The sequence below is a fragment of the Actinomadura nitritigenes genome (assembly GCF_017573545.1).
GTDB lineage: Bacteria > Actinomycetota > Actinomycetes > Streptosporangiales > Streptosporangiaceae > Spirillospora > Spirillospora nitritigenes.
Map to the genome: position 1 here is coordinate 174383 of NZ_JAGEOK010000013.1, position 15450 is coordinate 189832.

General features: G+C 67.7%; 25 protein-coding genes. All 25 read right to left on the reverse strand.

The window, feature by feature from the left end:
- Positions 1-112 precede the first annotated feature (112 nt).
- Complete coding sequence (locus J4557_RS21510; protein WP_151545526.1) at positions 113-766, reverse strand: adenylate kinase; 654 nt, start codon at positions 764-766, stop codon at positions 113-115.
- Positions 766-2061 carry a preprotein translocase subunit SecY gene (secY, locus tag J4557_RS21515; protein ID WP_173101564.1) on the reverse strand — a complete coding sequence of 432 codons (1296 nt, stop codon included), beginning with the start codon at positions 2059-2061 and terminating at the stop codon, positions 766-768. The genes J4557_RS21510 and secY overlap by 1 nt, the downstream gene beginning before the upstream one ends.
- Before the next feature lie 216 nt (positions 2062-2277).
- Entirely contained in the window at positions 2278-2745 is a 468-nt protein-coding gene (rplO, locus tag J4557_RS21520) for a 50S ribosomal protein L15 (protein ID WP_151545527.1), read from the reverse strand.
- A 1-nt stretch (position 2746) separates the two neighbouring features.
- Entirely contained in the window at positions 2747-2929 is a 183-nt protein-coding gene (rpmD, locus tag J4557_RS21525; RefSeq protein WP_021596720.1) for a 50S ribosomal protein L30, read from the reverse strand.
- Positions 2926-3549: a 30S ribosomal protein S5 gene (gene rpsE / locus J4557_RS21530; RefSeq protein WP_372442255.1), complete on the reverse strand. Its 624-nt coding sequence runs from the start codon at positions 3547-3549 to the stop codon at positions 2926-2928. Before rpsE ends, rpmD begins: the two co-directional genes overlap by 4 nt.
- Positions 3550-3583: 34 nt before the next feature.
- A complete protein-coding gene (rplR, locus tag J4557_RS21535) occupies positions 3584-3970 on the reverse strand; it encodes a 50S ribosomal protein L18 (RefSeq protein ID WP_190862635.1) in 387 nt (128 codons plus the stop codon).
- 2 nt (positions 3971-3972) lie between these two features.
- Complete coding sequence (gene rplF, locus J4557_RS21540) at positions 3973-4509, reverse strand: 50S ribosomal protein L6 (RefSeq protein WP_190862633.1); 537 nt, start codon at positions 4507-4509, stop codon at positions 3973-3975.
- Positions 4510-4525: 16 nt separating this feature from the next.
- The gene (gene rpsH, locus J4557_RS21545) at positions 4526-4924 is read right to left on the reverse strand and encodes a 30S ribosomal protein S8 (RefSeq protein ID WP_208268613.1); all 399 of its coding nucleotides are present in this window, start codon (positions 4922-4924) and stop codon (positions 4526-4528) included.
- Positions 4925-5063: 139 nt separating this feature from the next.
- Positions 5064-5249: a type Z 30S ribosomal protein S14 gene (locus J4557_RS21550; protein WP_018657585.1), complete on the reverse strand. Its 186-nt coding sequence runs from the start codon at positions 5247-5249 to the stop codon at positions 5064-5066.
- 4 nt (positions 5250-5253) lie between these two features.
- On the reverse strand, positions 5254-5829 hold the full coding sequence (gene rplE / locus J4557_RS21555; RefSeq protein WP_151545531.1) for a 50S ribosomal protein L5: 576 nt from the start codon (positions 5827-5829) through the stop codon (positions 5254-5256).
- 5 nt (positions 5830-5834) lie between these two features.
- Positions 5835-6143, reverse strand: coding sequence for a 50S ribosomal protein L24 (gene rplX / locus J4557_RS21560; protein ID WP_151545532.1), 309 nt, complete (start codon positions 6141-6143; stop codon positions 5835-5837).
- The gene (rplN, locus tag J4557_RS21565; protein WP_021596728.1) at positions 6143-6511 is read right to left on the reverse strand and encodes a 50S ribosomal protein L14; all 369 of its coding nucleotides are present in this window, start codon (positions 6509-6511) and stop codon (positions 6143-6145) included. Before rplN ends, rplX begins: the two co-directional genes overlap by 1 nt.
- Before the next feature lie 109 nt (positions 6512-6620).
- Positions 6621-6890 (reverse strand): 30S ribosomal protein S17, encoded by a 270-nt coding sequence (rpsQ, locus tag J4557_RS21570; protein ID WP_208268504.1) that lies wholly within the window; start codon positions 6888-6890, stop codon positions 6621-6623.
- Positions 6887-7129: a 50S ribosomal protein L29 gene (gene rpmC / locus J4557_RS21575; protein ID WP_151545534.1), complete on the reverse strand. Its 243-nt coding sequence runs from the start codon at positions 7127-7129 to the stop codon at positions 6887-6889. Before rpmC ends, rpsQ begins: the two co-directional genes overlap by 4 nt.
- Entirely contained in the window at positions 7129-7548 is a 420-nt protein-coding gene (gene rplP, locus J4557_RS21580) for a 50S ribosomal protein L16 (RefSeq protein WP_067806120.1), read from the reverse strand. Before rplP ends, rpmC begins: the two co-directional genes overlap by 1 nt.
- Before the next feature lie 7 nt (positions 7549-7555).
- Positions 7556-8437 (reverse strand): 30S ribosomal protein S3, encoded by an 882-nt coding sequence (rpsC, locus tag J4557_RS21585; protein ID WP_208268505.1) that lies wholly within the window; start codon positions 8435-8437, stop codon positions 7556-7558.
- Positions 8437-8814 carry a 50S ribosomal protein L22 gene (gene rplV / locus J4557_RS21590; protein ID WP_151543208.1) on the reverse strand — a complete coding sequence of 126 codons (378 nt, stop codon included), beginning with the start codon at positions 8812-8814 and terminating at the stop codon, positions 8437-8439. The genes rpsC and rplV overlap by 1 nt, the downstream gene beginning before the upstream one ends.
- A gap of 64 nt (positions 8815-8878) precedes the next feature.
- Complete coding sequence (gene rpsS / locus J4557_RS21595) at positions 8879-9160, reverse strand: 30S ribosomal protein S19 (protein ID WP_067807019.1); 282 nt, start codon at positions 9158-9160, stop codon at positions 8879-8881.
- A 12-nt stretch (positions 9161-9172) separates the two neighbouring features.
- Positions 9173-10006, reverse strand: a complete 834-nt coding sequence (gene rplB / locus J4557_RS21600; RefSeq protein ID WP_151543207.1) for a 50S ribosomal protein L2 — start codon at positions 10004-10006, stop codon at positions 9173-9175.
- A gap of 46 nt (positions 10007-10052) precedes the next feature.
- Complete coding sequence (gene rplW / locus J4557_RS21605; RefSeq protein ID WP_151543206.1) at positions 10053-10352, reverse strand: 50S ribosomal protein L23; 300 nt, start codon at positions 10350-10352, stop codon at positions 10053-10055.
- Positions 10353-10365: 13 nt separating this feature from the next.
- Positions 10366-10968: a 50S ribosomal protein L4 gene (gene rplD, locus J4557_RS21610; RefSeq protein ID WP_208243386.1), complete on the reverse strand. Its 603-nt coding sequence runs from the start codon at positions 10966-10968 to the stop codon at positions 10366-10368.
- On the reverse strand, positions 10965-11615 hold the full coding sequence (gene rplC / locus J4557_RS21615; RefSeq protein WP_208268506.1) for a 50S ribosomal protein L3: 651 nt from the start codon (positions 11613-11615) through the stop codon (positions 10965-10967). The genes rplD and rplC overlap by 4 nt, the downstream gene beginning before the upstream one ends.
- Positions 11616-11629: 14 nt before the next feature.
- Positions 11630-11938 (reverse strand): 30S ribosomal protein S10, encoded by a 309-nt coding sequence (gene rpsJ / locus J4557_RS21620; RefSeq protein ID WP_018657599.1) that lies wholly within the window; start codon positions 11936-11938, stop codon positions 11630-11632.
- Positions 11939-12046: 108 nt separating this feature from the next.
- On the reverse strand, positions 12047-13240 hold the full coding sequence (gene tuf, locus J4557_RS21625; protein ID WP_190862626.1) for an elongation factor Tu: 1194 nt from the start codon (positions 13238-13240) through the stop codon (positions 12047-12049).
- Positions 13241-13325: 85 nt separating this feature from the next.
- Entirely contained in the window at positions 13326-15437 is a 2112-nt protein-coding gene (gene fusA / locus J4557_RS21630) for an elongation factor G (RefSeq protein WP_208268507.1), read from the reverse strand.
- Between the last annotated feature and the right edge of the window lie 13 nt (positions 15438-15450).

The following is a 15450-nucleotide window of genomic DNA, read 5'->3' on the forward strand; positions in this document are numbered from 1 at the left end:
CGCCTCGCGCGGGCCCCGGGCCGAGAACGGCCTGCCGCCGTCTCCCTGCTCCGTCACCCGCCGACGCGCCGGTCCCGGCGACCGCGAACGCGCGGTCCCGAAGCCCGGTCCCTCAGTCCCTCTCCAGCGGCCGCAGCGCCGTCAGCGCGCGCTTGGTGACCTCCTCGACCGGGCCGGTCGCGTCGATCCCCACGAGGATGTTCTCGTCCGCGTAGAACTGCACCAGCGGCGCCGTGTCGTGCCGGTAGACCTCCAGCCGGTGCATGACGACCTCTTCCTTGTCGTCGTCGCGCTGGAAGAGCCGCCCGCCGCAGTCGTCGCAGATGTCGTCCTGCTTGTCGTCGAAGTCGACGTGCCAGATCCGGCCGCACTTGTCGCAGGTGCGGCGGCCCGACAGGCGCCGGACGACCTCGTCCTCGTCGACGACCAGTTCCAGGACGATGTCCAGGCGGGTGTCCCACTCGGCGAGGATCTTCTTCAGCGTCTCGGCCTGCGGGACGTTGCGCGGGAATCCGTCGAGCAGGAACCCGTCGCGCGCGTCGTCCTCGGCCAGCCGGTCGCGCACCATCGCGATCGTCACCTCGTCGGGGACGAGGTCGCCGCGGTCCATGTACTCCTTGGCCTGCCGGCCGAGTTCGGTGCCGCCGCTCACGTTGGCGCGGAAGATGTCACCTGTCGAGATCTTCGGGATGGACAGATGAGATGCGATGAACTGGGCCTGCGTCCCCTTGCCCGCTCCAGGGGGGCCCACCAGCACGATACGCACTACCGGAGGAAGCCCTCGTAGTTGCGCTGCTGTAGCTGACTCTCGATCTGCTTCACGGTATCCAGTCCGACGCCGACGACGATGAGGATGCTCGTGCCGCCGAAGGGGAAGTTCTGGGTCGCGTTCAGGAGTGCGAACGCCACCATGGGGATCAGGGCGACGAGCCCCAGGTAGAGCGCACCGGGTGTGGTGATCCGGGTCAGCACGTAGTCGAGGTACTCGGCGGTCGGCCGGCCAGGACGGATACCTGGGATGAATCCACCATACTTCTTCATGTTGTCGGCCACTTCAGTGGGGTTGAAGGTGATCGCCACGTAGAAGTAGGTGAAGAAGATGATGAAGACGAAGAAGATCCCCATGTGCCAGGGATTGTCCTGCTGGAGATAGGGCTGCACCTTCTGCAGCCACTTCGTGTTCGGCCACAGTTGCGTCGCGAGCACCGGCAGGTACAGCAGCGATGAGGCGAAGATCACGGGGATGATGCCCGCCTGGTTCACCTTCAGCGGGATGTAGGTCGAGGTGCCGCCGTACATCCGCCGGCCCACCATCCGCTTGGCGTACTGCACCGGGATCCGGCGCTGCGCCTGCTCGACGAAGACCACGCCCGCCATGATCGCCAGACCGACGATGATCACCAGCGCGAAGACGAACCCGTTCTTGGCCTTGTAGATGCTCCAGAACTGGGACGGGAAGACCGCCACCACCTGAGTGAAGATCAGGATCGACATGCCGTTGCCGACGCCGCGGTCGGTCATCAGCTCGCCCAGCCACATGATCACCGAGGTGCCCGCCACCATGCAGATCACCATGGTGATGATCGGGAACACGCCGGTGTCGTAGAGGATGTTGTCGCTGCCCGACTGCCCCTGGAAGAGCTGCCCGGTGCTCGCCATCGCCACGATGCCGGTGGCCTGCAGGATGCCCAGCCCGATCGTCAGGTACCGGGTGTACTGGGTGATCTTCGTGGTGCCCGCCTGGCCCTCCTTCTTGAGGGCCTCCAGCCGGGGGATCACCACCGTCAGCAGCTGCAGGATGATGCTCGCCGTGATGTACGGCATGATCCCGAGCGCGAACACCGACAGCTTCAGCAGCGCGCCGCCGCTGAACAGGTCGACGAGACCGTACAGCTGGTTGCTCTTCTTCGCCGCGTCCGCGGTCGACTTCAGCACGCTCACGTTCACGTTCGGCGTCGGAAGGGTCGCCCCGATCCGGAACACCAGGATCATGAACAACGTGAACAACAGCTTCTTACGCAGGTCGGGCGTACGGAAAGCCCGAGTGAACGCGGTCAGCACCATTCCTCCTGCGCGACTGGCGAGAACATGGCCGCCGAGGGGCCGGTTACAGGTCCATGAGATCCGGCGGAAACGAAGATCGTGGGGAATCTCACGCGCGTCGCCTCCGCCGGTGTGACTCTAACAGCAGATGAGACCGGGGCCGCCCCGCCCGACCCGCGGGCCCCATGGCCCGCGGGACACGGCGAAGACGGCCCCGGCATCGAAGGTGTCGCCTTACAGCTCGTCGGCGGTCCCGCCGGCGGCGGCGATCTTCTCCTTGGCGGCGCCGGAGAAGGCGTGCGCCTTCACCTGGACGGCCACGGAGATCTCGCCGGTGCCGAGGACCTTCACCGGCCGGCCGCGGCGCACCGCGCCCTTGGCCGCCAGGTCCTCGGCGGTGACCTCGCCGCCCTCGGGGTAGAGCGCGGCGAGCTTGTCCAGGTTCACCACCTGGAACTCGACCCGGTTCGGGTTCTTGAAGCCCTTCAGCTTCGGCACCCGGCGGATCAGCGGCATCTGGCCGCCCTCGAACCCGACCGGCACCGTGCTGCGGGCCTTGGTGCCCTTGGTGCCGCGGCCCGCCGTCTTGCCCTTGGACGCCTCGCCCCGACCCTTGCGGATCTTGGCCTTGTTGGCGCCGGGGGCCGGACGCAGGTCGTGGATCTTGAGCGGCGTGCCGTCCTTCTCCAGATCGGCGGCCATGTCAGTCGACCTCCTCGACGGTGACCAGGTGGGCCACCGTCCGGATCATGCCGAGCACCTCGGGGCGGTCCTCGCGGACCACGCTCTGCCCGATCTTCTTCAGGCCGAGGGTGCGCAGCGTGTCACGCTGGTTCTGCTTCTCGCTGATCACGGACTTGGTCTGCGTGATCTTCAGGTTGCTCATGAGGTCGCGGCCTCCGCCCTCGGCTCGGAGCCCGCGGCGCGGGCCCGCAGCATGGCCGCCGGCGCGACGTCCTCGATCGGCAGGCCGCGCTTGGCCGCGATCTCCTCCGGACGCTTCAGCGCCTTCAGCCCCGCGATCGTGGCGTGCACGATGTTGATGGCGTTGTCGCTGCCCAGCGACTTGCTCAGCACGTCGTGGATGCCCGCGCACTCCAGCACGGCGCGCACCGGGCCACCGGCGATGACGCCGGTACCGGGGGCGGCCGGCCGCAGCAGGACCTCGCCCGCCGCGTCCCGCTCCTGCACCAGGTGCGGGATGGTGCCCTGGATCCGCGGCACCTTGAAGAAGTGCTTCTTGGCCTCCTCGACGCCCTTGGCGATCGCCGCGGGCACCTCCTTGGCCTTGCCGTAGCCGACGCCGACGGTGCCGTTGCCGTCACCGACGATCACCAGAGCGGTGAAGCTGAACCGGCGACCGCCCTTGACGACCTTGGCGACACGGTTGATCGCCACGACCTTCTCGATGTACGACTGGCCCTTGTCGGCGCCACCGCGGCGGTCGTCGCGGCGGCCGTCGCGACGGTCGCCACCCTGACCGCCACCACGCCTCTGCGCTGCCATCAGTGGTTCCTCTCGTTTGCCTTGGAAAGGGCCATCAGAGCTCCAGGCCCCCCTCGCGCGCACCCTCCGCCACAGCGGCGATGCGGCCGTGGTACTTGTTGCCGCCGCGGTCGAACACGACCGCGGACACGCCGGCCTCCTTCGCGCGGGCGGCGACGAGCTCGCCGACCTTGCGGGACTTAGCCGTCTTGTCGCCGGAGTCGGCGCGCAGGTCCGCCTCCATCGTCGACGCGTAGGCCAGCGTGTGGCCCTTGCTGTCGTCGATGACCTGGACGAACACGTGCTTGGTGGAGCGGGTCACGACCAGGCGAGGACGCGCGGCGCTGCCCACGACCTTCTTCCGGACCCGCAGGTGCCGGCGCTTGCGGGACTTGGCCCGCGCCGACGTGGCCTTGGCGGCCAGGGCCTTGGTGCCTGCCATGACTACTTACCAGCCTTTCCGACCTTGCGGCGGATCTGCTCGCCCTCGTACCGCACGCCCTTGCCCTTGTACGGGTCGGGCTTGCGCAGCTTGCGGATGTTGGCGGCGATCTCGCCGACCTTCTGCTTGTCGATGCCCTCGACCGTCAGCTGGGTCGGCCGCTCCACCGTGAAGGTGATGCCCTCGGGGGGCTCGACCGTGATCGGGTGGCTGTAGCCGAGCGAGAACTCGAGGTTCTTGCCCTTGGCCACCACACGGTAACCGACACCCTGGATGACCAGGGTCTTCTTGTAGCCCTCGGTGACGCCGACGACCATGTTGTTGATCAGCGAGCGGGTGAGCCCGTGCAGGGCGCGCACCGTGTTGATGTCGTTCGGCCTGGTCACAGTGACCTTGCCGTCCTCCATCGCCACCTCGATCGGCTCGGCGACCGTGTGCGACAGCGTGCCCTTCGGCCCCTTGACGGTGACCTCCCGGCCGTCGAGCGTGACCTCGACGCCGCTGGGCACGGTGATGGGGAGACGTCCGATTCGCGACATTGTTAGAGCCCTCCCCTCACCAGACGTAGGCGAGGACTTCGCCGCCCACGCCGCGCTTGCCCGCCTGCCGGTCGGTCATCAGGCCGGAGGACGTCGAGATGATCGCGACGCCCAGCCCGCCCAGCACCTTCGGCAGGTTGTCCTTCTTCGCGTACACGCGCAGACCCGGCTTCGAGACGCGCTTGATGCCGGCGATCGAACGCTCGCGGGTCGGTCCGAACTTCAGCTCGATGGTGAGCCTCTTGCCGACCTCGGCGTCCTCCACGGTCCAGCCCGAGATGTAGCCCTCCTGCTGGAGGATCTCGGCGATGTGCGCCTTGATCTTCGAGTACGGCATCGCCACCGAGTCGTGGTACGCCGAATTCGCGTTCCGCAGACGCGTCAGCATGTCTGCGATCGGGTCGGTCATCGTCATGGCCTGCTGGCCCTCCCTCGCCACGGTTTCCTCGGGGTGATGTCGTCCCGTGGACCTTTGGCGTGGTCGTGGGCACCCGTGCGGGTGCCCGGTGGTTGATACACGCCGGCGGGCTCCCCCCGTCGCCGGGGGGAGGCTCCTACCAGCTGGACTTGGTGATGCCCGGCAGCTCGCCGCGGTGGGCCATCTCCCGGAAGCACACGCGGCACAGGCCGAACTTCCGGTAGACGGAGCGCGGGCGCCCGCAGCGCGAGCAACGAGTGTACGCGCGCACGCCGAACTTCGGCTTCCGCGCCGCCTTGGCGATCAGCGACTTCTTCGCCATCTGCTCAGTTCTCCTTGAAGGGGAAGCCCAGGAGCTTGAGCAGCGCCCGGCCCTCGTCGTCGGTCTTCGCGGTCGTCACGACCGTGATGTCCATGCCCCGCGTCCGGTCGATCTTGTCCGGGTCGACCTCGTGGAACATGACCTGCTCGGTCAGCCCGAAGGTGTAGTTGCCGTTGCCGTCGAACTGCTTCGGCGACAGGCCGCGGAAGTCACGGATGCGGGGCAGCGCGGTGGCGAGCAGCCGGTCGAGGAACTCCCACATCCGGTCGCCGCGCAGCGTCGCGTGCGCGCCGATCGGCATGCCCTCGCGCAGCTTGAACTGCGCGATCGACTTGCGCGCCCGGTTCACGGCCGGCTTCTGCCCGGTGATCTGGGAGAGGTCGCGGATCGCGCCCTCGATCAGCTTCGCGTCCTTCGCCGCGTCGCCGACGCCCATGTTGACCACGATCTTGGTCAGCCCGGGGATCTGCATGACGTTGGCGTAGCCGAACTGCTCCTGCATCTGCTTCGCGATCTCCTCGCGGTAGCGGAGCTTGAGCCTCGGCTGCGGGACGGGACGCTCGGTGACGGTCTCGGTCATCGGTCTCAGATCTCCTTACCGCTACGGCGCGAGATCCGGACCTTCGTGCCGTCCTCGTTGATGCGGTAGCCGACCCGGACCGGCTTGCCGTCCTCGGCGAGCGCGACGTTGCTGACGTGCAGCGGCGCCTCGACCGTCACGCGGCCGCTCTCCTTGCCGGCACGCTGCTGGTCGGCCTTGATGTTCTTCGTGATGAGGTTGACGCCCTCGACGACCACGCGGTCCTCGCGCGGGAGGACGCGCAGGACCTTGCCCGTGGCGCCCTTGTCCTTGCCGGCGATGACGACGACCTCGTCGCCCTTGCGGATCTTCATCACAGCACCTCCGGCGCGAGCGAGATGATGCGCATGAACTTCTTCTCGCGCAGTTCACGGCCCACCGGGCCGAAGATGCGGGTGCCGCGGGGGTCCCCGCCGTCCTTGATCAGGACCGCGGCGTTCTCGTCGAAGCGGATGTAGGAGCCGTCCGGGCGCCGGCGCTCCTTGCGGGTGCGCACGACGACCGCCTTGACGACGTCACCCTTCTTCACGCCCGCGCCGGGAAGGGCGTCCTTCACCGTCGCGACGATGATGTCGCCGACTCCCGCGTAGCGCCGACCCGAGCCGCCGAGAACGCGGATGCAAAGGATCTCCTTCGCACCCGTGTTGTCGGCGACCTTGAGTCGCGACTCCTGCTGGATCACGTCAACTCCTGTTCGTCACACCGGTTCTCTCCCGGACCTGGTCCGAGGAGCCTGGTGGAACCATCGGTGTTCAATGCGGGACTCGCGTCCCGCGAGAGCCTCGCGGCTCCTACTTGGCCTTCTCCAGGATCTCCACCACGCGCCAGCGCTTGCTCGCCGACAGCGGGCGGGTCTCCATGAGACGGACGCGGTCGCCGACGCCACACTCGTTGGCCTCGTCGTGCGCCTTGTAGTTCTTCGTGCGGCGGATGACCTTGTGGTACTTGGCGTGCTTCACACGGTCCTCGACGGACACGACCACGGTCTTGTCCATCTTGTCGCTGACCACCAGGCCCTCCAGGACCTTGCGGCTGCTCCGCGTCTCGGTCTGCTCGGTCATTCGGTGCCCTCCACGGCGTCCTCGGCGACCGTGACGATGCCGAGCTCGCGCTCCCGCATCACGGTGTAGATGCGGGCGATCTCGCGCTTGACGGTGCGCAGCCGCCCGTGGCTCTCAAGCTGGCCGGTCGCGGCCTGGAAGCGGAGGTTGAACAGCTCCTCCTTCGCCTCCTTCAGCTTGGTGACCAGAACGTCCTCAGGCTCGGTCCGCAGGTCGTCGGCGGTAAGACCCTTGGCCATCAGGACTCACCCACCTCTCGCTTAACGATCTTGCACTTCATGGGAAGCTTGTGGATCGCGCGGGTCAGCGCCTCGCGGGCGATCTGCTCGTTCGGGTAGGAGATCTCGAACAGCACGCGGCCCGGCTTGACGTTCGCGACCCACCACTCCACGGAGCCCTTACCGGAACCCATCCGGGTCTCCGCGGGCTTCTTGGTCAGCGGACGGTCCGGGAAGATGTTGATCCAGACCTTGCCGCCACGCTTGATGTGACGGGTCATCGCGATACGCGCGGCCTCGATCTGCCGGTTCGTCACGTAGGCGGCCTCGACCGCCTGGATGCCGTACTCGCCGAACGTCACCTTGGTGCCGCCCTTGGCCATGCCGCGGCGCTTCGGGTGGTGCTGCTTGCGGTGCTTGACCTTGCGAGGGATCAGCATGGGTTACTCAGCTCCCCTCACCCTGCGGAGCAGCGTCGGCCGTCTGCGCCGGCTGCTCGGAACTCTGCTGCTGCTTCGGCGCCTCGTTGCCGCCGCGGGCCTCGCCGCCGCGGGCACCGCCGCGCTCGCCGCCGCGTCCGCCGCGTCCACCGCGACCGCCGCCCCGGCGCTCACCGCCACCGCCGCCGCCCCGGCGCTCGCGGCCACCGCCGCCACCGCCGGCGGCGCGCTGCTGCGCGGCCTTCTGCTCACGCTCGGCGCGCGTCGCCGCGGCCTCGCCCTTGTAGATCCACACCTTCACGCCGATGCGGCCGAACGTCGTCCGGGCCTCGTAGAACCCGTAGTCGATGTCGGCGCGCAGCGTGTGCAGCGGGACCTGGCCCTCGCGGTAGAACTCCGACCGCGACATCTCGGCGCCGCCGAGACGGCCGCCGCACTGCACCTTGATGCCCTTGGCGCCGGACTTCATCGCCGACTGGATCGCCTTGCGCATGGCGCGGCGGAACGCGACCCGGCTGGACAGCTGCTCAGCCACGCCCTGCGCGACGAGCTGCGCGTCGATCTCGGGGTTCTTCACCTCGAGGATGTTCAGCCGGACCTGCTTGCCGGTCAGCTTCTCCAGGTCGCCCCGGAGCCGCTCGGCCTCCGCGCCGCGGCGGCCGATGACGATGCCCGGCCGGGCGGTGTGGATGTTGACCTCGACACGGTCACGGGTCCGCTCGATCTCCACCTTGGAGATGCCCGCCCGGTCCATGCCCTTCTGCAGCATGCGCCGGATCTGGACGTCTTCCTTGACGTAGTCCTTGTAGAGCTTCGTGGCGAACCACACGCTCTTGTGGTCGGTGGTGACGCCCAGACGGAACCCGTGCGGGTTGATCTTCTGACCCACTACCGGGCCCTCCTCGTCTTCTTACCGCCGGCCGAAGCGACCTCGTCCTTCGGGGCGACGACCACGGTGATGTGGCTCGTGCGCTTGTTGATGCGGTAAGCCCGACCCTGGGCGCGGGGGCGGAAACGCTTCAGCGTCGGGCCCTCGTCGACCCACGCGCCGCTCACGACGAGCGTGCCCGTGTCGAGCTTGAAGTTGTGCTCGGCGTTGGCAATGGCACTGGCCAGCACCTTGCCCACCGGCTCACTGGCGGCCTGGGGGGCGAACCGCAGCACCGCCTGCGCCTCCGCGGCAGGCAGGCCGCGGATGAGGTCCACCACGCGGCGGGCCTTCATGGGCGTGACGCGGATGAACCGCGCCTGGGCCCTGGCTTCCATCGCTGTTCCCTCTCTCCTACGTTGCGATCCTCGCCCGCCTTGACGGGCGAGCGCCTCTGCCTGCTCAGCCGCGACGGCTGCGGCGGTCTTCCTTGACGTGGCTGCGGAACGTCCGCGTCGGCGCGAACTCGCCGAGCTTGTGCCCCACCATGGCGTCGGTGATGAACACCGGCACGTGCTTGCGGCCGTCGTGCACGGCGATCGTGTGACCGATCATGTCCGGCACGATCATGGAGCGCCGGGACCACGTCTTGATGACGTTCTTGGTGCCCTTCTCGTTCTGAACGTCCACCTTCTTCATCAGGTGGTCGTCCACGAAGGGACCCTTCTTAAGGCTACGTGGCATGACGAGCGACTCCTACCGCTTCTTCTTGCTGCGACGACGGACGATCAGCCGGTCGCTCGACTTGTTCGCCTGGCGAGTGCGGCCTTCCTTCTTACCGTTCGGGTTCACCGGGTGCCGACCGCCGGAGGTCTTGCCCTCACCACCACCGTGCGGGTGGTCGATCGGGTTCATGGCCACACCGCGGACGGTCGGGCGCTTGCCCTTCCACCGCATCCGGCCGGCCTTGCCCCAGTTGATGTTCGACTGCTCGGCGTTGCCGACCTCGCCGACCGTCGCGCGGCAGCGCACGTCCACCATCCGCATCTCGCCCGAGGGCATGCGCAGCGTGGCGTACTTGCCCTCCTTGGCCAGCAGCTGGACGCCGGCGCCCGCGGAGCGGGCGATCTTGGCGCCGCCGCCGGGCCGCAGCTCGATGGCGTGGATGACGGTACCCGTCGGGATGTTGCGCAGCGGCAGGCAGTTGCCCGGCTTGATGTCCGCGCCCGGCCCGTTCTCGACGCGGTCGCCCTGGCGCAGGTTCCGCGGCGCGAGGATGTAGCGCTTCTCGCCGTCCGCGTAGTGCAGCAGCGCGATGCGGGCCGTGCGGTTCGGGTCGTACTCGATGTGCGCGACCTTCGCCGGGACGCCGTCCTTGTCGTGCCGGCGGAAGTCGATCACGCGGTAGGCGCGCTTGTGGCCGCCGCCCTGGTGCCGGGTCGTGATGCGGCCGTGGTTGTTACGGCCGCCCTTCTTGGGGAGCGGACGCAGCAGCGACTTCTCCGGCTCGCTGCGCGTGACCTCGACGAAGTCGGCCACGCTGGAGCCGCGACGACCCGGAGTCGTCGGCTTGTAGTTACGGATGCCCATCTTTTTCGTTCATCCCTATTTCAGTCTCCGGAACGACCCTGGCTCTTTAGGCCGGGCCGCCGAAGATGTCGATCCGCTCGCCCTCGGCGAGGCTGACGATGGCGCGCTTGGTGTCCTTGCGCTTGCCGTAGCCGAACCGGGTCCGCTTGCGCTTGCCGGGCCGGTTGAGCGTGTTCACGTTCGTCACCTTGACGCCGAACACCGACTCGACCGCCTGCTTGATCTGCGTCTTGTTGGCGTCGGTGCGGACGACGAACGTGTACTTGTTCTCGTCCAGCAGGCCGTAGCTCTTCTCCGAGACGACCGGCGCGATGATGACGTCGCGGGGGTCGGCGATCTTGTTCACTGTGCGACCCTCCTTACTTCTTCGCCGCGCGCGAGATGAACTCGTCGTACGCCTTCTGCGTGAAGACGACGTCGTCGTTCACCAGCACGTCGTAGGTGTTGAGCTGGTCGGAGACGAGAACGTGCACGCTCGGCTCGTTGCGCAGGCTCTTCCAGGTCAGCTCGTCCTCGCGGTCCAGGACCAGCAGGACGCGCTTGGCCTCGGTGACCGAGCGCAGCGCCGTCAGCGCCGTCTTCGTCTTTGGGGTGTCGCCCTCGATGATGTGGTCGACCACGTGCACCCGGCCGTAGCGGGCGCGGTCCGACAGGGCGCCGCGCAGCGCGGCGGCCTTCATCTTCTTGGGCGTCCGCTGCGAGTAGTCCCGCGGCTGCGGGCCGTGCACGACGCCGCCGCCGGCGAACTGGGGCGCGCGGGTCGAGCCCTGGCGGGCCCGGCCGGTGCCCTTCTGCCGGTACGGCTTCTTGCCGCCGCCGGACACCTCGCCGCGGGTCTTGGTGGAGTGCGTGCCCTGCCGCGCCGCGGCCAGCTGCGCCACCACGACCTGGTGGATCAGCGGCACGCTGGTCTTCGCGTCGAAGACCTCGGCGGGCAGATCGATGTCGATCTTGGAGGTCACTTGCCCGTCCCCTTCACTGCGTCGCGGACCAGCACCACGGCGCCGTTGGGACCGGGAACCGCGCCCTTGATGAGCAACAGGTTCTTCTCCGCGTCGACGGCGTGGAGGGTCAGGTTCTGCACGGTGGTACGGGCGTTCCCGTGCCGTCCCGCCATGCGGAGGCCCTTGAAGACGCGACCCGGGGTCGCGCAGCCGCCGATCGAGCCCGGCGAGCGGTGCTTGCGCTGGGTGCCGTGCGAAGCGCTGAGGCCCTTGAAGCCGTGGCGCTTCATGACACCGGCGGTGCCCTTGCCCTTGCTCGTACCGGTGACGTCGATCTTCTGGCCGGCCTCGAAGACGCCAGCGGTGATCTCCTGGCCGAGTTCGTACTCGGTGGTGTCATCGGAGCGCAGCTCGACGAGGTAGCGGCGCGGCGTGACGCCGGCCTTCTCGAAGTGGCCCGTGCGCGGCTTGTTCACCTTGCGCGGGTCGATCTGCCCGTACCCGATCTGGACGGCGGTGTAGCCGTCCTTCTCCTGGGTGCGGAGCTGCGTGACGACACACGGCCCGGCCTGGACGACGGTCACCGGAACGATCCGGCCCTCATCGTCGAAGACCTGGGTCATGCCGAGCTTCTCGCCCAGGACGCCCTTCCTCTGCGTGCTCATTTCTGGTGCGTCCCTCAGAGCTTGATCTCGATGTCAACGCCGGCCGGAAGGTCGAGCCGCATCAGCGAGTCGACCGTCTTGGGCGTCGGGTCGATGATGTCGATCAACCGCTTGTGCGTGCGCATCTCGAAGTGCTCGCGGCTGTCCTTGTACTTGTGCGGCGAGCGGATGACGCAGTACACGTTCTTCTCGGTCGGCAGCGGCACCGGGCCCGCGACCTTGGCGCCCGTCCGCGTCACCGTCTCAACGATCTTCTTCGCGGAGGTGTCGATGACCTCGTGGTCGTAGGCCTTGAGCCGGATGCGGATCTTCTGTCCCGCCATGGTGGCCTCGGTGTCCTTTGCTGTAGTGCCGCTGTTTACTTCCTGGTCGTGACGCGGCGGCCCGGCTGCCGGTGCTCGGCGGCCGGGCCGCCGCGTCCACGAGGGGTGTTACTTGATGACCTTGGTGACGCGACCCGCGCCCACGGTCCGGCCACCCTCGCGGATGGCGAACTTCAGGCCCTCCTCCATGGCGACGGGCTGGATCAGCTCGACGCGCATCTCGGTGTTGTCGCCCGGCATGACCATCTCGGTGCCCTCGGGGAGGTTCACCACGCCGGTGACGTCCGTGGTCCGGAAGTAGAACTGCGGACGGTAGTTGTTGAAGAACGGCGTGTGGCGGCCGCCCTCGTCCTTGGACAGGATGTAGACCTGCGCCTCGAACTCGGTGTGCGGGGTGTTCGTGCCCGGCTTGATGACGCACTGGCCGCGCTCGACGTCCTCGCGCTTGATGCCGCGCAGCAGCAGGCCGACGTTGTCGCCCGCCTGGCCCTGGTCGAGCAGCTTGCGGAACATCTCGACACCGGTGACGGTCGTCTTGGACGACGCGTCCTTGATGCCGATGATCTCGACTTCCTCGTTGACGTTCACGACGCCGCGCTCGATGCGGCCGGTGACGACCGTGCCGCGACCGGTGATCGAGAAGACGTCCTCGATCGGCATCAGGAACGGCTTCTCGGTGTCGCGCACCGGCTCCGGCACGTTCTCGTCGACGGCGTTCATCAGCTCGACGATCGACTCGGACCACTTCTCGTCGCCCTGCAGCGCCTGGAAGGCGGACACGCGCACGACCGGGACGTCGTCGCCCGGGAACTCGTACTCGGACAGCAGCTCGCGGACCTCGAGCTCGACGAGCTCCAGGATCTCCTCGTCGTCCACCATGTCGCACTTGTTCAGCGCGACGACGATGTAGGGGACGCCGACCTGGCGGGCCAGGAGCACGTGCTCCTTGGTCTGCGGCATCGGGCCGTCGGTCGCGGCGACCACCAGGATGGCGCCGTCCATCTGCGCCGCACCGGTGATCATGTTCTTGATGTAGTCCGCGTGACCGGGGCAGTCCACGTGCGCGTAGTGCCGGGACTCGGTCTGGTACTCCACGTGCGCGATGGAGATGGTGATACCGCGCTCGCGCTCCTCCGGCGCCTTGTCGATGTCCTCGAACGGCGTGAAGGGGTTGAGGTCCGGGTACTTGTCGTGGAGCACCTTGGTGATCGCCGCGGTAAGCGTGGTCTTACCGTGGTCGATGTGACCGATGGTGCCGATGTTCACGTGCGGCTTCGTCCGCTCGAACTTGGCCTTCGCCACTGGTTGCTCCTTGTTGCGATCCTCGGCCGTCTGGAACGACCGCTTCGATGTACGTCTGGTGTGATCTGTGGGCAGGCCCGGGTGCTTACTCGCCCCGCGCCTTGGCGATGATCTCCTGCGCGACGTTCCCCGGAACCTCGGCGTAGGAGTCGAACTGCATGGTGAAGACAGCCCGGCCCTGGGTCTTGCTGCGCAGATCACCCACGTAGCCGAACATCTCGGACAGCGGCACGAGCGCCTTGATGACGCGCATCCCGCTGCGCTCGTCCATGGACTGGACCTGGCCGCGGCGGCTGTTGAGGTCGCCGATCACGTCGCCCATGTTGTCCTCGGGCGTGGTGACCTCGACGGCCATCATCGGCTCCAGCAGCGTGGGGGACGCCTTGCGGGCGGCCTCCTTGAACGCCATGGATCCGGCGACCTTGAACGCCATCTCCGAGGAGTCGACCTCGTGGTAGGCGCCGTCTCGCAGGGTGACCTTGACGCCCACCATCGGGTAGCCGGCGAGGACACCGAACTCCGCGGCCTCCTGGCAGCCCGCGTCGACCGACGGGATGTACTCCCGCGGGATGCGGCCGCCGGTGACCTTGTTCTCGAACTCGTAACCGTCGGACCCGCCGCCGAGCGGCTCCAGGTCGATGATCACGCGGCCGAACTGGCCGGAGCCACCCGTCTGCTTCTTGTGGGTGTACTCGACCTTCTCGACCTTCTTGCTGATGGTCTCGCGGTAGGCCACCTGCGGCTTGCCGACGTTCGCGTCGACCTTGAACTCGCGCTTCATCCGGTCGACGAGGATCTCCAGGTGGAGCTCGCCCATGCCGGAGATGACGGTCTGGCCGGTGTCCTCGTCCGAGCGGACCTGGAAGGACGGGTCCTCCTCGGCCAGCCGCTGGATCGCGGTGCCCAGCTTCTGCTGGTCGGCCTTGGTCTTCGGCTCGATCGCCACGTGGATGACCGGCGCCGGGAAGTTCATCGACTCGAGGACGATCGGGTCCTTCTCGTCGCACAGCGTCTCACCGGTGGTGGTCTGCTTGAGGCCCATCACCGCGACGATGTCGCCGGCACCGGCGCGCTCGATCTCGGTGCGCTTGTTGGCGTGCATCCGGTAGATCTTGCCGATGCGCTCCTTGCGCTCCTTGACGGAGTTCATCACGCTCGCGCCGGACTCCAGCACGCCGGAGTACACGCGGACGAAGGTGAGCTTGCCCAGGTGCGGGTCGCTGGCGATCTTGAAGGCGAGCGCGGAGAACGGCTCGTCCTCGCTCGGCTTGCGGGTGAGGACCTTCTCCTCGTCGCGGATCGCGTGGCCCTCGATGGCCTCGACGTCCAGCGGCGAGGGCAGGTAGCGGACGATCGCGTCCAGCAGCGGCTGCACGCCCTTGTTCTTGAAGGCGGTGCCGCAGGTCACCGGGGTCACGGCGGCGGAGATCGTGGCGCGGCGGATGCCGGCGTGCAGCTGCTCCACGGTGGGCTCGTTGCCCTCCAGGTACAGCTCCATGATCTCGTCGTCGTTCTCGGCGAGCGTCTCGACCAGCTTGTCGTGCCACTCGCGGGCCGACTCGGCGTGCGTCTCGGGGATGTCGACCGTGTCGTACATCTCGCCGAGCTTGGCCTCCTCGTTCCACAGGAGGGCCTTCATGTTCACCAGGTCGATGACGCCCTTGAAGTCCGCCTCGGCGCCGATCGGCAGCTGCAGCACGAGCGGGACCGCGTTGAGGCGGTTCTCGATCATGTCGACGCAGCGGTGGAACTCCGCACCGACGCGGTCGAGCTTGTTGACGAAGCACATGCGGGGCACGCCGTAACGGTCGGCCTGGCGCCACACCGTCTCGGACTGCGGCTCGACGCCGGCGACACCGTCGAACACCGCGACCGCGCCGTCGAGCACCCGCAGGTTGCGCTCCACCTCGATGGTGAAGTCGACGTGCCCGGGGGTGTCGATGATGTTGATCGTGTGCTTGACGTCGTCGACGGGCCATTCGCAGGTGGTGGCGGCGGAGGTGATGGTGATCCCCCGCTCCTGTTCCTGCTCCATCCAGTCCATGGTGGCGGCGCCGTCGTGGACCTCGCCGATCTTGTAGCTGATGCCCGTGTAGTACAGGATCCGCTCGGTCGTCGTGGTCTTGCCAGCGTCGATATGGGCCATGATCCCGATGTTGCGGACCTTGGCCAGGTCTACACCGGTTTTGGTAGCCACAGTGTCCTCGCGT